This is a genomic window from Aquilutibacter rugosus (assembly GCF_036541335.1).
Taxonomy (GTDB): domain Bacteria; phylum Pseudomonadota; class Gammaproteobacteria; order Xanthomonadales; family Xanthomonadaceae; genus Aquilutibacter; species Aquilutibacter rugosus.
Genome location: NZ_JAZHBO010000002.1, coordinates 336,277 through 353,016, shown reverse-complemented (window position 1 = coordinate 353,016; position 16,740 = coordinate 336,277). Strand labels below are relative to the sequence as shown.

18 protein-coding genes are annotated in these 16,740 nt (G+C 61.1%); 11 read left to right on the top strand and 7 right to left on the bottom strand.

Features of this window, described 5'->3' with window-relative positions; translation table 11 throughout:
* Positions 1 to 13 precede the first annotated feature (13 nt).
* Positions 14 to 1,111 carry an efflux RND transporter periplasmic adaptor subunit gene (locus tag V3390_RS06935; RefSeq protein WP_331703912.1) on the bottom strand — a complete coding sequence of 366 codons (1,098 nt, stop codon included), beginning with the start codon at positions 1,109 to 1,111 and terminating at the stop codon, positions 14 to 16.
* A 185-nt stretch (positions 1,112 to 1,296) separates the two neighbouring features.
* Here V3390_RS06935 and V3390_RS06930 point away from each other — a divergent pair, with 185 nt between their 5' ends.
* Complete coding sequence (locus V3390_RS06930) at positions 1,297 to 1,695, top strand: c-type cytochrome (protein ID WP_406805101.1); 399 nt, start codon at positions 1,297 to 1,299, stop codon at positions 1,693 to 1,695.
* A 35-nt stretch (positions 1,696 to 1,730) separates the two neighbouring features.
* The gene (locus V3390_RS06925; RefSeq protein WP_331703911.1) at positions 1,731 to 2,192 is read left to right on the top strand and encodes a c-type cytochrome; all 462 of its coding nucleotides are present in this window, start codon (positions 1,731 to 1,733) and stop codon (positions 2,190 to 2,192) included.
* Between the two features lie 84 nt (positions 2,193 to 2,276).
* Here the strand turns inward: V3390_RS06925 and V3390_RS06920 are convergent, their stop codons facing one another.
* Complete coding sequence (locus tag V3390_RS06920) at positions 2,277 to 3,830, bottom strand: hypothetical protein (RefSeq protein ID WP_331703910.1); 1,554 nt, start codon at positions 3,828 to 3,830, stop codon at positions 2,277 to 2,279.
* Positions 3,831 to 3,880: 50 nt separating this feature from the next.
* Entirely contained in the window at positions 3,881 to 4,480 is a 600-nt protein-coding gene (locus V3390_RS06915) for an NfuA family Fe-S biogenesis protein (RefSeq protein WP_331688601.1), read from the bottom strand.
* A 30-nt stretch (positions 4,481 to 4,510) separates the two neighbouring features.
* Here V3390_RS06915 and V3390_RS06910 point away from each other — a divergent pair, with 30 nt between their 5' ends.
* Positions 4,511 to 4,852, top strand: a complete 342-nt coding sequence (locus V3390_RS06910) for a 4a-hydroxytetrahydrobiopterin dehydratase (RefSeq protein WP_331688600.1) — start codon at positions 4,511 to 4,513, stop codon at positions 4,850 to 4,852.
* A gap of 37 nt (positions 4,853 to 4,889) precedes the next feature.
* Positions 4,890 to 5,300: an energy transducer TonB gene (locus tag V3390_RS06905; protein WP_331688599.1), complete on the top strand. Its 411-nt coding sequence runs from the start codon at positions 4,890 to 4,892 to the stop codon at positions 5,298 to 5,300.
* Between the two features lie 28 nt (positions 5,301 to 5,328).
* Here V3390_RS06905 and V3390_RS06900 read toward each other — a convergent pair whose 3' ends face one another.
* Positions 5,329 to 6,327, bottom strand: a complete 999-nt coding sequence (locus V3390_RS06900) for an RluA family pseudouridine synthase (RefSeq protein WP_331688598.1) — start codon at positions 6,325 to 6,327, stop codon at positions 5,329 to 5,331.
* A gap of 526 nt (positions 6,328 to 6,853) precedes the next feature.
* On the opposite strand from V3390_RS06900, the gene V3390_RS06895 reads away from it, so the two are divergent.
* Positions 6,854 to 9,706, top strand: coding sequence for an Rne/Rng family ribonuclease (locus V3390_RS06895; RefSeq protein WP_331703909.1), 2,853 nt, complete (start codon positions 6,854 to 6,856; stop codon positions 9,704 to 9,706).
* Between the two features lie 62 nt (positions 9,707 to 9,768).
* Here V3390_RS06895 and V3390_RS06890 read toward each other — a convergent pair whose 3' ends face one another.
* Positions 9,769 to 10,413 (bottom strand): response regulator transcription factor, encoded by a 645-nt coding sequence (locus V3390_RS06890; RefSeq protein ID WP_331688597.1) that lies wholly within the window; start codon positions 10,411 to 10,413, stop codon positions 9,769 to 9,771.
* 250 nt (positions 10,414 to 10,663) lie between these two features.
* Here V3390_RS06890 and V3390_RS06885 point away from each other — a divergent pair, with 250 nt between their 5' ends.
* Positions 10,664 to 11,968, top strand: a complete 1,305-nt coding sequence (locus V3390_RS06885; RefSeq protein ID WP_331703908.1) for a DUF445 domain-containing protein — start codon at positions 10,664 to 10,666, stop codon at positions 11,966 to 11,968.
* On the opposite strand, the gene V3390_RS06880 is transcribed toward V3390_RS06885, so the two are convergent.
* Complete coding sequence (locus V3390_RS06880; protein ID WP_331688595.1) at positions 11,955 to 12,773, bottom strand: amidohydrolase; 819 nt, start codon at positions 12,771 to 12,773, stop codon at positions 11,955 to 11,957. The genes V3390_RS06885 and V3390_RS06880 overlap by 14 nt on opposite strands.
* Entirely contained in the window at positions 12,770 to 13,930 is a 1,161-nt protein-coding gene (locus tag V3390_RS06875) for a pyridoxal phosphate-dependent aminotransferase (protein ID WP_331703907.1), read from the bottom strand. The genes V3390_RS06880 and V3390_RS06875 overlap by 4 nt, the downstream gene beginning before the upstream one ends.
* A 140-nt stretch (positions 13,931 to 14,070) precedes the next feature.
* On the opposite strand from V3390_RS06875, the gene ccmA reads away from it, so the two are divergent.
* The 5 genes from ccmA to ccmE are packed head-to-tail and all read left to right on the top strand — an operon-like array spanning position 14,071 to position 16,733.
* Complete coding sequence (gene ccmA / locus V3390_RS06870; RefSeq protein ID WP_331688593.1) at positions 14,071 to 14,712, top strand: heme ABC exporter ATP-binding protein CcmA; 642 nt, start codon at positions 14,071 to 14,073, stop codon at positions 14,710 to 14,712.
* The gene (gene ccmB, locus V3390_RS06865) at positions 14,709 to 15,392 is read left to right on the top strand and encodes a heme exporter protein CcmB (protein WP_425493026.1); all 684 of its coding nucleotides are present in this window, start codon (positions 14,709 to 14,711) and stop codon (positions 15,390 to 15,392) included. The genes ccmA and ccmB overlap by 4 nt, the downstream gene beginning before the upstream one ends.
* Entirely contained in the window at positions 15,389 to 16,138 is a 750-nt protein-coding gene (locus tag V3390_RS06860) for a heme ABC transporter permease (protein ID WP_331703906.1), read from the top strand. The genes ccmB and V3390_RS06860 overlap by 4 nt, the downstream gene beginning before the upstream one ends.
* Entirely contained in the window at positions 16,135 to 16,281 is a 147-nt protein-coding gene (locus V3390_RS06855) for a heme exporter protein CcmD (RefSeq protein WP_331688591.1), read from the top strand. Before V3390_RS06860 ends, V3390_RS06855 begins: the two co-directional genes overlap by 4 nt.
* Positions 16,278 to 16,733, top strand: coding sequence for a cytochrome c maturation protein CcmE (gene ccmE, locus V3390_RS06850; RefSeq protein WP_331703905.1), 456 nt, complete (start codon positions 16,278 to 16,280; stop codon positions 16,731 to 16,733). Before V3390_RS06855 ends, ccmE begins: the two co-directional genes overlap by 4 nt.
* Positions 16,734 to 16,740 lie beyond the last annotated feature (7 nt).

Genomic DNA, 16,740 nt, shown 5'->3' with positions numbered 1-16,740 from the left:
ATGCGACTCCGGCTTAGCGGGTTGCAGGAGACGGCGCGGTGGTCTGCGGCGCGGCGGGTGCCAACACGGTGACCGGCATGCCATCGCGCACTGCGGCTTTACCGGCCGTGATCACACGATCCTGCGTGGTGATTCCGCTACGCACTTCGATCCATTCGCCCTGCGAGTAGCCCGTGGTGATCGGAGCACGCACTGCCTTGCCGTTGCGGACCACGAACACCGCCGAATTCTGCTCGCCTTCGAGCAGAGCTGCACGCGGCACCAGCATGGCGTTGTTATGCTGATCGAAGGCCACGCTCAGACGCCCGAACATACCGGGTTGCAGACCTACCCCGCCGGGGAATGCTGCCACCGCACGGAACGTACCACTGCCCGAGTCCACTACCGGCGCAATGCGCGAGATGCGGCCTTCGAACGTTTGCCCCGGCATTGCATCCACAGTCATCTGTACAGGAAGGCCAACCTGCAGCTTGGATTTCTCGGCCTCGGGCACGTTGATCACGGCCTCGAGCAGCTGGCTGCTGACGATGCGATAGATTGGTGAACTGATCTGCACAAAGTTGCCGGTCTTAATACTGCGCGATGCCACCGTGCCGCTAATCGGTGCAGTCACATTGGTATAGGACAGCTCCAGCTGCGCGAGATTTAAGGTAGACCGAGCATTGGCCAGCTCAAAACGGATTCGATCCAGATCGGAACGGGCGATGAGTTGCTCGCGTGCCAGTGCTTCGGCTCGCGCATAATCGCGCTGCAGTTTTTCAACCTGTGCGGAAGCCTGTTGCACCTGCAGTCGCTGGCGATCGCTCTCCAGTCGGACCATGGTCTGACCGGCACGCACGAACTGGCCTTCCTCAAACAGAACCTGACGAGCAACACCCGAGGTCTTGGCCACGACCTGGGCCTCGCCCTTGGCCTCTAACGGGGCGGTACCCGAGAAACTGTTGGACACCGAATCCGTGCGGACGGCTGTGACCTCGACCGGAACGGCTTCGATCTTGTCCGTCTTGGCATCGTCCTTTTCCGCTTTCTTACAGGCCGGTACCGCGGTCATTACAGCCAACGCCAATGCAAAGGCAACGCCGGTCCGGGACGGAGAAATACGGTTCATCATGAAATGCAACTTCCTGCTCGTGGGGCACCCTCGCGCCCATAGCGCAACGATACGCTCACTCCAATGTCCGCGCCTATCCCACAAAGGTCATGGGCTATTCCGGCAGGGTCCGGCCGGCAATGGATGCTATTTAGCCCGTGAAACCGATATAATGCGAAATTCACCATCAATTCAGCCCATCAGCCATGAAGCGACCCTTGACGATCCTTGCCATTGCCGGTCTGGCATTTGCCGCCGCCGGTGCCATGTCCGCGGAACCGGCACCTGCCAAAACGGCAGCCGCCACTTCTGCAACGGCCCCCGCCACCGCTGCGGCACCTAGCAGCTCGCTGGGTAATGCACAGCGCGGCAAGGAGCTCGCCTACACCTGCCGTGGCTGCCATGGCGTGGCCGGCTTCAAGAACGCCTACCCGAACTATCATGTGCCGCGCATCGGCGGTCAGAGCGAGGCCTACCTGCGCAGCGCCTTGATGGAATACCGCAAGGGCACCCGCAAGCACCCGACCATGCGCGCTCAAGCCACCAGCTACTCGGAACAGCAGCTGGCTGACATCGCCGCCTATCTTGCTTCGGTCAAGCCGTAAGCCGCCCTGTGACCTTTAATCCGGTACCGAACGTCATGACTTTGAACATCACTGCCAAATCCCTGCTGTCTGCTCTGCTGCTAAGCGCGGCGCTGACCGCCTGCTCGTCGCAAGAGTCGGCTGAAACCGCCGCCAAGGGCGAACACGCCGAAGAGGCCGCCGAACACGCCATCAAGTCGTCTTCTGCCGGCCTGCCCGATGGCCGCGTTGCCGAGGGTGAAAAGCTGGCCAACAGCACGGACACCCCGAGCAAGCAATCCTGCATCGAATGCCACGGCAAGGAAGGCGCGGCTCCGATCGACCCGACCTACCCGACGCTGGCCGGTCAATATGCTGACTACCTCGAATACGCCATCACCTCGTACCGTGATGGCCGCCGCGATCAAGCCGTCATGAAGGGTCAAGTCGGTCATCTCAATGACCAGCAAGTCGCCGATCTTGCCGCCTACTTCGCTTCGCGCAAAGGCAACATCACCGACCTGTCGCACGTCGAATAAGGCTTACGCCGTTGTAGCACCAAACAAGGACGCCTTTCGGCGTCCTTTTTGTTGGGCTAGCAGTTTGGTCCTGCAGACCATCGATCACTTCTCATCGCCGAACTTAAAGGTAGGCTTCTTGAATTGCGGCGACGGCGGCAAGGCATCTTTACCCACCGGCTTGATGGCCTGTCCGGGCATGATCGCACCCGGACCGAAGTCTTCAACCTTCTGGTCCTCACGGCGGCCGCCATTGTGCTGGTTGAGTTCCGGCTTGAACGGGACCGACGGCGGCGGGCGGGCAATGGCCTCCTGATCTTCGAGGTTCGGATCGGTCAAGCCACAGGCACCCCCAAGGGCCAGCACGGACACCTTGCAGCGAACCGTGGTGGTGGTTCCCGGAATACGAACTCGAACTTCCTTGACGCCACGGCGTACCCATTCGTCGAGCAAGGTTTCGTGCGGCAACCAGACCATGTTCGAACCCGGAAGATTGGCATCGGTCGGACGGCGTTTGCGCCAGGTGCCCACGCGATCGAGATCGCGAACTTCGCCATTCACCAGGCCCGGCGGATCGTTGCGCGAGGCGGAACCGTTGTAGGGCAATTTGGGCTTGCCCTGCTCGTCAAACAGATCGTTTCCTTGCAAGCCGGCTTGGCCATCGCGCGCGCCCTGCTTCTGCCCGGGACGTTCACGATTGGAGTTGCCCCAGTCATTGGCAGTTGCGTTCTGATACCAGCCACCGGTTTGCGCAGCTGGGCGTGGACCGGCGGTCGGGCTCGGCGTGCTGGCGTTGGCGTTGGAGGCCGTCGATGAGCTCGTAGCGCTTGTCGAGACTGACGCTGTCGACGCTGACGCTGCTGTTACCGTTGCTGCCGAAGTGGCTGCGGGCGACGGATCGCGCACGGAACGCTCGGAGAACGTGGCCGACGGTCGCACCGCTAAGGATTCGGACACGGTGCGTTGCGGGCTGGCTACCGGTCGCAGGTCCGGCGCTTGCAGCGGATCGGCGACCGAACGTTCGGACAGCTGCCGCGATTGCACAGCCAAGGCTCGGGACGAGGCGCTGGCCTGAGGCGCGGCGGCGACCGGAACCTGGAACGGCGACACGTCCTCGACGGGCTTGCTCAAGGTGACGTTGGGTGCCGGCGTCGGCACCGGTGCAGGCTGGGCGGTCGGCGGCGCGGAGGCGGTCGTCGGCGTGGGCTTGCTGACCACCGAAGCCGAAGCCGATGCAGAAGCTGAAGCGGCAGCAGCAGACGAGGATGCCTTCGACGAGGACACCGGCGCAGTGGATGGCGCGGAATCGCCGCCGCCGACCTGCGGTTTGCCGCGACCGATGAACTCCACCATGATGGCTTGCTGTTCCTGATCGTCGGCCCGATGCATGGCCAGATACTGCAGTACCAGAAAATAAATCAGCAGGATCGCAAACAGCAGGTTCAGCAGAAGCGAAAACGTGCCCGCAATCCAGCGCAGCGGTCGCTCATCGCGCGGCGGCGGCTCCCATTGTTCGAGCAGCAAGTGGCGAATGGCTTGCCATCGCGAGCGCTCACTGCGAGTTTCACTCAGCGATTTGGGCCTCCACGGTAAACGCGGCGGCTGCGGAGTGGCACCGGGTGGCAACGGGATGGTCAAGCCATCGGAGGGGGTGGGCATGGAGGGTGATGTCACTTCGGTGTTATACCGCAGACAAACAAACCATGACCTTAGTTCCCTGTTGCTGTACGGGGCATGTAGGGCGCGTCGCCCTGTTCGTGATCGGTAACGTCCCGCACATCGGTGATGTCAGGCACCTGTTGGCGCAAGGTAGTCTCGATGCCCTGTTTGAGCGTGACATCGGCCATACCGCAACCTTGGCAGCCGCCACCGAATCGGAGCCAGACCACGCCCTCGGCCGTAACCGAGTCCACATCCACATGGCCTCGGTGCTGCGCCAACTGCGGATTGATCTCGTGCTCCACCACGTAGCGCACGCGCTCGATCAGACTGGAGCCCGCTGCCGGCGGTTGGCCTTTAATATGCGGCGCGCGGATTTGCAGCTGCATGCCCGCCCCCTGCTTAATGAAGTCAATCTCCGCCTCTTCGAGATAACGGACACTGCTGCTGTCCAACCACAAGGTAAAGCCTTCGCAATCGATGGCCCATTCCTCGCCGTCGAGATCGGCGGGTTCGGCGAACTCGAGTCGGACGTCGGCTTTAGGGGTGCCTGCGTGGACGGCGGACAGGCGCACGCCCATGCCTTCGACCCCCTCTTTTTGCAGTAATGAACGGAAGTGCGATTGAGCGGTTTCAGAAATCTGGATCATGGGTTTATTCTAATGCCAGAAGGAGAACCCATGACCGACCTGATCCCCTTGTCCCAAGCGCACTGTTCACCTAAGCGTGGTGACCAGCACCGCCTGACCGAGGCCCAAGTGCGCGAACTGCTGCCGCAAGTCCCCGATTGGCAATTATCAGACGAAGGTCGGGCCATCACCCGTACTTACCGTTTTGCCGACTACTATCGGACCATGGCGTTCGTGAATGCGCTGGCCCAGGTAGCACACCGCGAGGATCATCACCCTGATCTTGGCGTGCACTATGACCGCTGCGTCGTGACTTTTAATACCCACGATGTCAAAGGCCTGAGCGAAAATGATTTCATCTGTGCCGCCAAGGCCGACGCCCTGATTGCTTAACCGGCGTCCCCGACGCCCCTGCTGTGGAGTTCCGACCATGTCCCACCGTCTGAAACGCATTCCCTTCGCCGTGCTGAGCGCCACTGCCGTTCTGGTTCTGAGTGCCTGTGGCCCGCAAACGCCGCAACAGCCGGTCGGCCGCAATTCGCAGCTTATGGCGGTCGATACCCCGCCGCCGGAATATCCCCTGCGTCAGGCCTGCGATGGCATTGGTGGCATCGTTGAGCTCGATGTGCAGGTCGGCGCGGATGGCAAGGTCAGCGGTTCGCAGGTCTACCGCTCCAGCGGTGTCCCCGAACTCGATGCAGCCGCTCAGGCGGCCGTCACCAAGTGGAAATTCGAGCCGGCCTACGTCAACGGCAAGGCGGTAGCCAAAAAGATCCGCTCGCCGATGTCGTTCAAGGCACCTGAAGAACCCAATCCACTGTGCGAAAAGCCGGGCGCCTAAGGCGCCTTCGCAACGGGACAACCGCGATTTAGGTGTTTCGCAAGGCCTGCAGCACGGAGTTCAGGTCGTCGGGCAGTTCTGCATTCAGTAAATAAGTACGGCGGTCCGCGCCTTCGCCCAGCTCAAATTCCAGCTCAGCGGCGTGCAGGAACAGGCGTTTGAGGCCGGCCTGGGTGCGCAACTGGCGGTTGACCGTCTCCTGACCGTACTTGTCATCGCCCGCCACCGGGAAGCCCAGATGCTGAGCATGTACGCGGATCTGGTGGGTCCGGCCGGTCTCGATGCGGACCTCGCACAGCGACAGTCCGGACAGTCGCTCGCGGACTCGGAAATGGCTGATCGCCTCCTTGCCTTGTGGATGCACCGTGACATGCCGTTCGCCGCCCTGGCGCAGCCCGACATGCAGGGGCGCCTGCACGGTCAGTTCTCCCTTCGGTAATTTACCCGGGAGTAATGCCAGATAGGTCTTGCGGATGCCCGCGCCATGGTCCTCGCGCAGGAGCGCCTGCAGCTGCCGTAGCGCCGAGCGTTTTTTGGCCACGACCAAAAGGCCCGAGGTATCGCGATCGAGGCGGTGCACCAGCTCAAGCGACTGTCCGGGGCGCAGGGCCCGCAAGGATTCAATGGCGCCGTGGCGGATGCCGCTGCCACCGTGACTGGCCAGACCGCTCGGCTTGTTCAGGACCAGCAGACGGTCGTCTTCAAAGACGATGGCCTGCTCGAGCACTTGCAGGAAAGCGGTCGGCGGTGGCGTGACGGCCGCGCCCGGTTCGGGCAGACGCATCGGCGGGACGCGGACAACATCGCCTTCCTCCAGTTTACGCTCCGCCTTGGCTCGGCCGCCGTTGACGCGGACCTGGCCGGATCGCACCACCTTATAGACGAGGGATTTGGGGGCGCCTTTGAGCTGACCCAACAGAAAATTGTCCAGCCGCTGGCCGGCCCGATCCGCACTGATGGTCAGCAGGCGGGCTGCAAGGCCCGTATTGGCGGCGCCGGCGGGACGGTCTGGTGATGATTTCGTCATGTACGGCTTATTCTGCTACAATCAAAGGACAGGCTAACACCCTGATTTCAAACGGTTGTCATGACGTCCGGCTCGGCCGGTGATCGTCCTGAGGGCGCAAACGCCCACCGGAGTATGGCTGCGGCCCGCCAAATGCACATCCCGCCCGTTCGGTGGGGTTGTCATCTTAGCAGGGCCGGCGCCAGGGTGCTGGACTGTTCGGGCGTTAAGCTCGGTGAACTTACATCCGGCAACGTCGTCGGGCCATTAAGGTCGGCGGCGGAGCCAAAAGCCCTGGGTTGGCCTTCCTGCATGTTATGCAAGGGCAGCCGGCCCAGCCTAGAAACAAGTGACAAGCGCTCCCGCGGCCTGCCGTGGTGTTGTAGCGCTGGACAAATCCTAAGGTGGCTCGTCGGCCGCCTGCGTTGGACAGACCCGCCCAAGATGCGGGCGTTCAGATGCAGGTTACGGCGGCCCCTAGTTTGGGATCCAGAGGCACAAACGCCACTTCGGGTCCGCGCCGGTTTAGCGCGGAGAAATACCCAACATGAAGCGTATGCTCATCAATGCAACGCAGGCAGAAGAACTGCGCGTTGCCATCGTCGACGGTCAGAATCTGTATGACATCGACATTGAACAGCCCGATGCGGACCTCAAAAAGTCCAACATCTACAAGGGCAAAATCACCCGTCTTGAACCCTCGCTCGAGGCCGCCTTTGTAGATTACGGCGCGGCCCGCCATGGCTTCCTGCCGCTAAAGGAAATCTCGCGCGATTATTTCCAGGCCGGGGTCGATCCGAACAAAGCCACGATTAAGGACTTGCTGCGCGAAGGCCAGGAAGTCGTCGTTCAGGTCGATAAGGAAGAACGCGGCAACAAGGGCGCTGCCCTGACCACCTTTATCTCGCTGGCTGGCCGTTACATGGTCCTGATGCCGAACTCCCCCACCGCGGGTGGCGTTTCGCGCCGGATCGAAGGCGATGACCGCGCCGAGCTCAAGCGCGCCATGGATGCCCTGATCATCCCCGAAGACATGGGCGTCATCATCCGCACCGCCGGCGTCGGCCGCGATGCCGAAGAGCTGCAATGGGACTTGGATTACCTGCTGAGCGTCTGGCGTGCCATCGCTGAGGCGGCTCTGAGCAAGCCCGCACCGTTCCTGATCTATCAGGAATCGCGCCTGATCATTCGCGCCCTGCGCGACTACATGCGCCCGGACATTGGCGAAATTCTGGTAGACACGCCCGAAATGTACGCCGAGGCCCTGGAGTTCGTCGAGCAGGTCATGCCGCACAATCTGCGCAAGCTCAAGCACTACACCGACGATACCCCGCTGTTCAACCGTTTCCAGATCGAGTCGCAAATCGAGAACGCTTACGAGCGCGAAGTGCGCCTGCCGTCGGGCGGTGCTCTGGTCATTGATCAGACCGAAGCGTTGACTGCCGTCGACGTGAACTCGGCCCGTTCGACTCGCGGTGGCGACATCGAAGAAACCGCGTATCACACCAACATTGAAGCCGCTGAAGAAGTGGCGCGCCAAATGCGTCTGCGCGACTTGGCCGGTCTGGTCGTGATCGACTTTATTGACATGGCCTCGAGCAAGCATCAGCGCGAAGTCGAAGCCACTCTAAACAAGGCCCTCAAGTCCGACCGCGCCCGAGTCCAAGTCGGTCGCATCTCGCGCTTCGGCCTGCTCGAAATGAGCCGTCAGCGCCTGCGTCCTTCGCTGGGTGAAAAATCGCAGGATTCCTGCCCGCACTGTAAGGGTATGGGCCGTCTGCGCTCAATCGAATCGCATTCACTGAGCATTCTGCGCCTGGTCGAAGAGCACGCCATGAAGGACAACACGGGGCAAGTGCTGGTTCAGGCGCCTGTTGATGTGGCCAACTACCTGCTCAACGAAAAGCGCCGCGCCGTTGGTGACATCGAACGTCGCCACGATTCGCCGATCGTCATCGTTGCTGATGAAAAGCTGGTCTCGCCCTATTACGAAGTGACTCGCATCCGTGAAAACGAACTCGGCGATGAAACCGCCAAGCCCTCGTACCATCGCGGTACGCAGCGCAAGCTGCCGACCCATGCGCTGACCAAGGATCATCTGAACATTCCGCCGGCACCGGCCGTGACCTCGGTCAAACACAGCTCGCCGGCTCCGCTGCGTGAGCGTCCGGTCGTCGCGCCTTCGCGTCCGCCGGTCGCCGAGCTGCCGCCACAGGCACCGTCGGCTGGCGTAATGGAACGCATCATGCGCTTCTTCCGGGCACCGGCACCGACGGCTCCTGCCGCCGGCGCTTCGGCAAACGCAAACGCTAATCGCCAAGGCGCTGAACGTGGTGAGCCTTCGTCGGATCGTGGTGATCGTCAACGCAAAGGCCGTCGCAATGAGTCCGGTAACGGCCGCAATGCGCAAGGCAACGGCAACAAGGGCGAACGCGCACCGCGCAATCCGAATCAGGCGCAGCAGCCGCAACAGCAACGTGCCGCCACACCGGCTCCGGCCAAGGCCGAAGCCACTAACAAGCCGGACTCGCAAAAGAACGGCAACAACGGCAACCGTCGTGACCGCAATGCCAACAAGCCGGCGGTCGACGTGGACAACAACGCCGCTCTGGCCGCGAATACGGCTCCGGTCGCTAACCGTGAGCCGGCTGCAGATACAGTCGAGTCGGTTGAATCGGCGCAAGCTGCACGTCGTCGCTCGCGCAACGAGGCCCGTCGCGACGCGCGACGTGCCCGTGCTGCCGCCAATGCGGCTGCTGTCGCCGCCGGCACCGAAGTCGCTACCGATGAAACGGCAGCGGTGGATAACTTGGATGCCGTAACTGCTGCCCCGACCATCAACACCGCCCCCGTGTCTGCCGCCCGCTCGCAGCCTGCTGCTGATCTTGCCGACATCTCGGCCGAAGTCGCAGAGGACGCACTGGACGCGGGTGCCGATGCCGAAGCCGCTGCCGATGAAGCCGGCATGCGCGAGGCAGGAAATCGCCGTCGGCGCGGCCGTCGCGGTGGCCGTCGTCGTCGTCGTAGCGCCGATGGTGCTGCAGGCTCGGATTCGATGCTGGACGACCAGGACGATGCCGGTACCGACGATGAAACCGTCACGCCCAATACAATGGCCACGCGCGCGCATCAGCCGGAATTCGACTTTGACGATGAGCCATCCGCTGATGCCGTGCCAGCCGCTGCTACGCCTGCAGAAGCAGCCGCTGACCCGGCAGCGGCAGCGGAAGCCAACGACACCGTCGTAGCGGACGAAGCACCCGCGCCGACCGAACCTGCGGCTCCCGCCCCGTCGTTGACCGAGATGCTGAATCAGTCCGTCCAAGCCCAGCAACAGCAGGGTGTGGATCTGTCCGCATCGATCCGAAACGCTTTGGGTAACGGCAACCGCGGTTTCTAAGCGCCACCGTTTACGGTATGGCCAAAAGCCGTCCGTGCACCGAGTGCCCGGACGGCTTTTGCTTAGATGGGAGTGACTTCGTGACCGTTATCGCGCAACGTCGCCACTAAGCGTGGCACATTGCTCACGTCGAGCTTGGTGAACAGGCGCGACTTGTGCGTACTCACGGTCTTGACGCTCAATGACAGCAGTTCGGCAATACCCTGCAGACGGTACCCGCGCGCCAGCAGCAAGGCGACCTCCAGTTCGCGCCGAGACAGGCATGCCAGACGATTGTCGGATTCCCCGCCCCTGGAAAGGGCCAGATGCTGCGCCACCCTACGCGACAAATAGATCTCTCCTCGATTGACCCGATGCAATACGCGGATCACCTCATCAACTGGACAGTTGATATCCAGGTAGGCGCTGGCCCCGGCCTCCATAACCCGTGCGGGCAACGGGCCTGCACTGATGTCCGACAACACCACTACCTTGGTATTCGGCTGCGCTCTGCAGACTCTGGCCGCGAGTTCGATGCCATTGATCGCATCCAGCCTGGACTCACAGAGAACCACATCCGGCTGCACCGAACGAATTTCCCGCAATGCGGTGGTGCTGTTGGAATGATCACCGATGACTTCAATACCCGCACCTTCGAGATGCATCCTCAATGCGGACCGCACGTATGCCTGCGCACAGACAATAATGACTGAGAGCTTTCGCTTCATCCGTTTTCCCCGTTTCGATTGTTTTAAACCCCCAGTAGATGTTCTAGCCTCTCCCACACAGAGCAGGCAACGTCTACGACCCCGAATATCGGCGTTTCCGAACTTTTGCTCGGTTCGGACCTTAGATTCATAGCGCTGAGCCGATTCGAAAGGTTAATGTCCGATTAATTTTCGTCAACGGGCATCAGACCGGCTCCCAAGTACACTTAGGAAAACGACGCCATTCGTTGTAGGAAAAGGACTACCCGTAGTGAGTGACCCCGTCCAGGATCGACGCGCCGAAAAAGCACGGCAACTGCGCCAGAAGAAGCGAACCGCTCTACTGATGCTGGTTTTCGCTGCCGCGCTGTTTGTGGTGGGCAGCCTGCTGCAGGGGCGCGTATCGCACTGGTCGGTTGGCCTGCTGATTGCAATGTCCGAGGCCGCGATGATCGGCGGACTTGCTGACTGGTTTGCCGTAGTCGCCTTATTCCGCCACCCGATGGGTCAGCGCTGGATTCCGCATACGGCGATCATTCCTGCCAAAAAAGATGCCATCGGCAGCAATCTGGCACACTTTATCTCGGATCATTTTCTCGGAACTGAACAGGTCATCGCCAAGCTGCGGGATCTGCAACCCGCAGAGCGACTGTCGCGGTATGTCAATGACCCGCAGGCCAATGCACGGCTCGGTGACCTTTCCTTGCGTGTGTTCCCGCACCTGGTCCGCCTGCTCGACAGTCCGCAGCTGCATCATTTTGTCCAACGTACGGCCATTGATCGACTGGCACGCCTGGATATCGCTACGGTTGCGGCCCAAGCTCTGGAGCTACTGACCCGCGATCGGCGACATGCCGGCCTGCTCGACAACGTACTGGTGTTCCTGCATTCCAAGCTGGAATCCGATGAACTGCGCCAGGAGATTACTGCGCGCGTTGGCGATTCGATGTGGAAGATTCTCAAGTGGGCGCAAGTCGATGATCTTGTGGCCGACCGTATTACCGAGCGCATTCTCAATGCGTTGCGAACCTTGCTGGCAGAGATGATCGAAGATCCGGAGCATCCGATGCGGCAGCGAATCGACGACGAGATGCTGGCCTTTGTCGAACGCTTGCGCCATGACGGTGATACCCGTGCTCACATCGAACAGCTGCGCGACACCCTACTCGCCAATCCTGCATTGGCCGATTATCTGCAAGGTCTATGGCGACAGTTTCTGCAGTGGATTGAAACCGATACAGCGCTCGGCACTGAGAGCACTCTGCGCGAGCATGTGGTGCGTACCGTGTCCGCGTTCGGCAGCAATCTGGCCGAGGATGCAGCGATGCGCCAATGGCTCGATACGCAAATCGAGGCCCTGGTCGATCCCGCGTTGGGGCGTTATCGCGAATCCATTCGACGCTTTATCGTGGAGCGCGTGGAACGATGGCCGGCCGACGAACTCACCTCCGAGCTGGAGCTAAGCATCGGCGCCGACCTGCAGTACGTACGCTACAACGGCACCGTGATCGGCGCCCTGATCGGCGGTGTGCTGTACGGCCTAATGAAGTGGCTGGAATCGCTTAGCGGTCTGTAATTTCAAACGCATCGGCATCAAGCAAGGCCGGAAACTGCGCACGAAACGCTTGCAGTTCTGCCATTGAGACCGATCCGAAGACCACTTGCTCGGCCGCATCGCGGCACTCGGCCAGCACCTTCCCCTTGAAGTCATAGATGGCACTGTCGCCCGAATACTCCAGACCGTTGCCATCGGTTCCGGCACGATTGACGCTTGCCACATAGGCAAGATTTTCGATGGCACGCGCCTTGGCCAACTGAATCCACGGATACGAGCGCACCGCAGGCCAGTTCGCCACATACAGCATCAGATCGAAGGCGGCCTCACCCTGCGCATCCGGCGCATTGCGTGAAAACACCGGGAATCGCAGGTCATAACAGACCTGCAGAAGGATGCGCCAACCCTTGTATTCGACAATGACGCGATCCTTACCGGCAGCGTAGCGCTCGTGCTCTTTTGCGAACCGGAACAGGTGGCGCTTGTCATAACGGCTGACGTCGCCTGCGGGCGTCACAAAATACATGCGATTAAAGACCTGATCGCCGTCGCGAACCTGGACGCTACCGGTGATTGCGGCGCCGGTCCGCTGCGCCTGCTCGTGCAACCACTCCAGCGTGGGGCCGCCTTCGGATTCTGCTCGCGACAGAAACTCGTTAGAGAAGCCCGACGTAAAGGTCTCCGGCAGCACAATCAGATCGGCCTGGCCCCGCAGCGGCTCCAGCAGCTTGGCGTAATGGGCGCGATTGCCCTCAGGGTCATGCCATAGCGTATCGCCCTGCACCAGGGCCAAACGCAATTGCGGCTGGCTCACGCGCTCGCTCACAAAGCCTCCAGGCGTTCAATCGCAGCGGCCAGCGTGGCATCACTCTTGGCAAAGCAGAGTCGGACCAGTCGCTGACCCTGCGGCGCCTGCGCGTAGAACGGTGACAACGGAATGGCCGTCACGCCCTTCTCGATGGTGAGCCACCGACTGAACTCGACGTCATTCATATCACTGATCGCCGAGTAATCGACCAACTGGAAGTAACCGCCCGGCACCGGCAAGGCGCGAAAGCGGGTACGACCCAACTGCTCACGGAATGCATCACGACGCTTTTGGTAGAACGCTCCGAGCTCCTGATAATGTTCGGGCTCATCACGAATCATGGCAGCGAATGCGGCCTGAGCAGGAGCAAACGTGCAGAACGTATTGTACTGATGCACTTTGCGCAACTCCGCCGTCAGCATCGGCGGCGCCACAACGTAGCCGAGCTTCCAGCCGGTGCAGTGATAGGTCTTGCCAAACGATGAGATCACGAATGCCCGCTCGCGCAGGCCCGGATAACGCAGCGCGGACTCATGGCGCGCATCGTCAAACACGATGTGCTCATACACTTCGTCGGAGAGCAGATAGATGCCGGTGTCGGCCAAGAGTGCATCGAGCGTGGCCATGTCCTGCGCAGACCAGATCGCACCCGAAGGATTGTGCGGCGAGTTGATCATCAGCAAACGGGTTTTGGGCGTGATCGCAGCGCGAATCGCATCCCAGTCGGGCGCGAACGTTTCCGGATCCAGGCCTACATGCACGGCAACACCGCCGACCAGATCAATCGCGGGTTCGTAGCAGTCATAGCAGGGATCCAGAACAATGACCTCGTCGCCGGGATGCACGACCGCGGCAACGGCGTTAAAGATGGCCTCCGACGCACCGGAACACACGGTGATCTCGGTGGCAGGATCCGGACGCACGCCGTAGCAGGCCAAGGTCTTGTCCGCGATGGCATCGCGCAACGCCGGTGTACCGGGCATTGGCGCATATTGGTTCTGACCGGTGCGCATCGCCTTGTCCAACTCGTTGATCAGACGTTCCGGCACATCAAAATCAGGAAAACCCTGGCCCAGATTGACCGCCTGATGCTCCATAGCCAGCTGCGACATGACTGTAAAAATGGTGGTGCCCACCTTGGGCAGACGGGTAATCGGCGCGGGAACTCGCGACATCTCGGTGCAACTCCTGAATTCGGTTCGGGACTATCGCCCAAATCGGCGATTGAAGTACCGATTTTAAGCCACCTGCCCACCAGCCTGTGTGGCCAAACGGTTAAAATGGGCTGTTTACCGTCCGGATTTTCAAGTCGCCTTTGACTGCCCCGTCCAACCCACCGCTATTGCGCGCAACGGATCTGCGCTTTGCCCGTAACGATCAGATCGTTTTCGGGCCGTTGTCGTTGGCGGTCGAGTCCGGTGAGGCCTTACTGATCGAAGGCGAAAATGGCGCCGGCAAGACCACCCTGATTCGTGTGTTGGCCGGCTTGCTTAAGGCGCAGAATGGCCAGGTCACGTTGAACGGACTAGTCGCTACGCCCATGCTGCAAGCCACGGGCATCAGCTACCTGGGCCACCTGCCCGGCCTCAAGGCCGACTTGCAGTGTATTGAGAACCTGGAACATCTGGGCGCATTGCAGGGTCACCGTTCGGACCGCACGGTGATGCAAGCGCTAAAGCGCGTGGGTTTGCTGGCCTACACCTTTACACCGTTCCGGCAACTGTCTGCCGGTCAACGCAAACGTTTGGCATTGGCCCGCATGTGGCGATCGCAAGCGCCGCTGTGGTTGCTCGATGAGCCGTACGCCAACCTCGACTTGCCCGGCATTGAGCTGGTCAATCAACTGATCGCCGAACACGTTGCCGCCGGTGGCGCGGCCATTCTGACTTCACACGGGGCCTACGCCGCACCACCGGTGCGCACGCGCACCTTGCACCTGCAGGCGGCCACCGCATGATGCCGTCGCTGATTGGAACCGCTGCTGCCCTGATGCGTCGGGACGTCCGCCTAGCCTGGCGGCGTCGTGGCGATGCCTTACAGCCCGTCTGGTTTAGCGTGCTGGTCATTGCCCTGTTCGCAATTGCGTTAAATGCCGATGCGCAACTGCTGCAGCGCGTTTCCGTCGCCGTCATCTGGGTCACGGTGTTGTTGGCCGGACTGCTGACTCTCGATCAACTGTTCCGCTCCGATGCCGAAGACGGCTCGCTGGAACAATGGTTGCTTTCACCCGCTCCTCTGGGCTGGCTGATGGCCGCGCGTACGTTCTCGCACTGGTGCGTGACGACGCTTCCCTTGCTGATTGCCATACCGCTGCTGGCGCTGCTAATGAAGTTCCCGGCCGCGCAATTGCCGTGGCTAATGCTGTCGCTGACCATTGGCTCGCTGCTACTGAGCCTGATCGGCGCCGTCATCGCGGCCTTGACCGTGCACATGCGCCGCGCGGGTTTGCTGATGGCGCTGCTGGCCCTGCCTCTTTACGTGCCGGTGCTGATCTTTGGTACGGCCGCTGTAACCGCCGCCACGCTCGGACTTGATCCGTGGGGGAACGGCCTTCTTCAATTACTGATCGGACTGGTGATTGCCGTGGTGCTTGCGCCATGGGCAACTGCCGCCGCCATGCGAGTTGCATTGACATGAATCCTATCGTCCGCTGGTTCCACATGTTGGGATCACCGCCCTACTTTCATCGGTTCGCCAGTCGCTGGGCACCGGTGTTTCTGGTGCTTTCGCTGCTGTGCGGTGCTGTTGGCCTGTATCAGGGACTGTTTGTTGTCCCTGCGGACTATCAGCAAGGTGATAGCTTTCGCATCATCTATATTCACGTGCCGGCCGCATCGATGAGTATGGCCGTGTATGCCGCGATGGCCGTGTACTCTGCCATCGGCATTATCTGGCATATCAAACTCGCAGAGATTCTTGCAATGGCCTGCGCGCCGATCGGCGCCATGTTTACTGCGGTCACACTGGTGACGGGCTCGATCTGGGGCAAGCCCATGTGGGGCACCTGGTGGGTCTGGGATCCGCGCCTGACCACGGAATTGCTGCTCCTGTTCCTGTATTTCGGCGTGATGGCTCTGTACAACGCCATCGAGGACCGCCGCGCCGCCGCACGTGCTGCGGGCTTCCTGTCGATCGTCGGCGTGGTGTTGCTGCCGATCATCAAGTACTCCGTTGAATGGTGGAACTCGCTGCATCAGGGTTCGACCTTCAGTGTGTTTGGCCAGTCCAAAATGGATCCGTCCATGACCACGCCCATCATCTGGATGTTTGTTGCCGTGAACTGCTGGTTCGTCGCGTCCCTGTTGCGCCGCGCCCGCGCCGAGAATCTGCGTCGCGAGGCCGACAAGCGCTGGGCGCAAGATGTACTGGACACCAAGTCATGACTTACGCCGCTTATGTCTGGAGTGCCCTGGCCGTGTTTGCTGCCGGCCTGATCTGGGATTGGCTGGCACCAATGCTCACCCTTCGTTCGATGCGCCGACATGCGCGTCGCCAAGCTCTACTGCAAATTAAGGACGAACAATGAATCCTGTCCGCCGTCGCCGCTTGCTGCTGATACTGGCACTGGTGTTCGCTGCTGCTGCTGCCGCCGCACTGGTGGCCATCACGCTGCAACGCAATGCCACGTTTCTTTACACTCCCTCCGAGGTGAAAGCCGGTGCAACCGCCAAGGCCGACCGTTTCCGTTTGGGCGGCATGGTCGCCAAGGGCAGCTTCCGTCGCACCGACGGGACTCTGGAGTCCGAATTCGCCGTGACCGATGGCGATGCACAGTTAGCGGTCGCCTACTCCGGCATCCTGCCGGACCTGTTTCGTGAGAATCAGGCGGTGATCGCCACCGGCAGCATGCGCGGCGATACGTTCGTCGCCGAAGAAGTGCTCGCCAAGCACGATGAGAATTACATGCCCAAGGAAGTCGCTGACAAGATGGGCGTGTCCCATCGCAAGCACAACGTGCAGGAGACGCCAGCACCATGATCTGGGG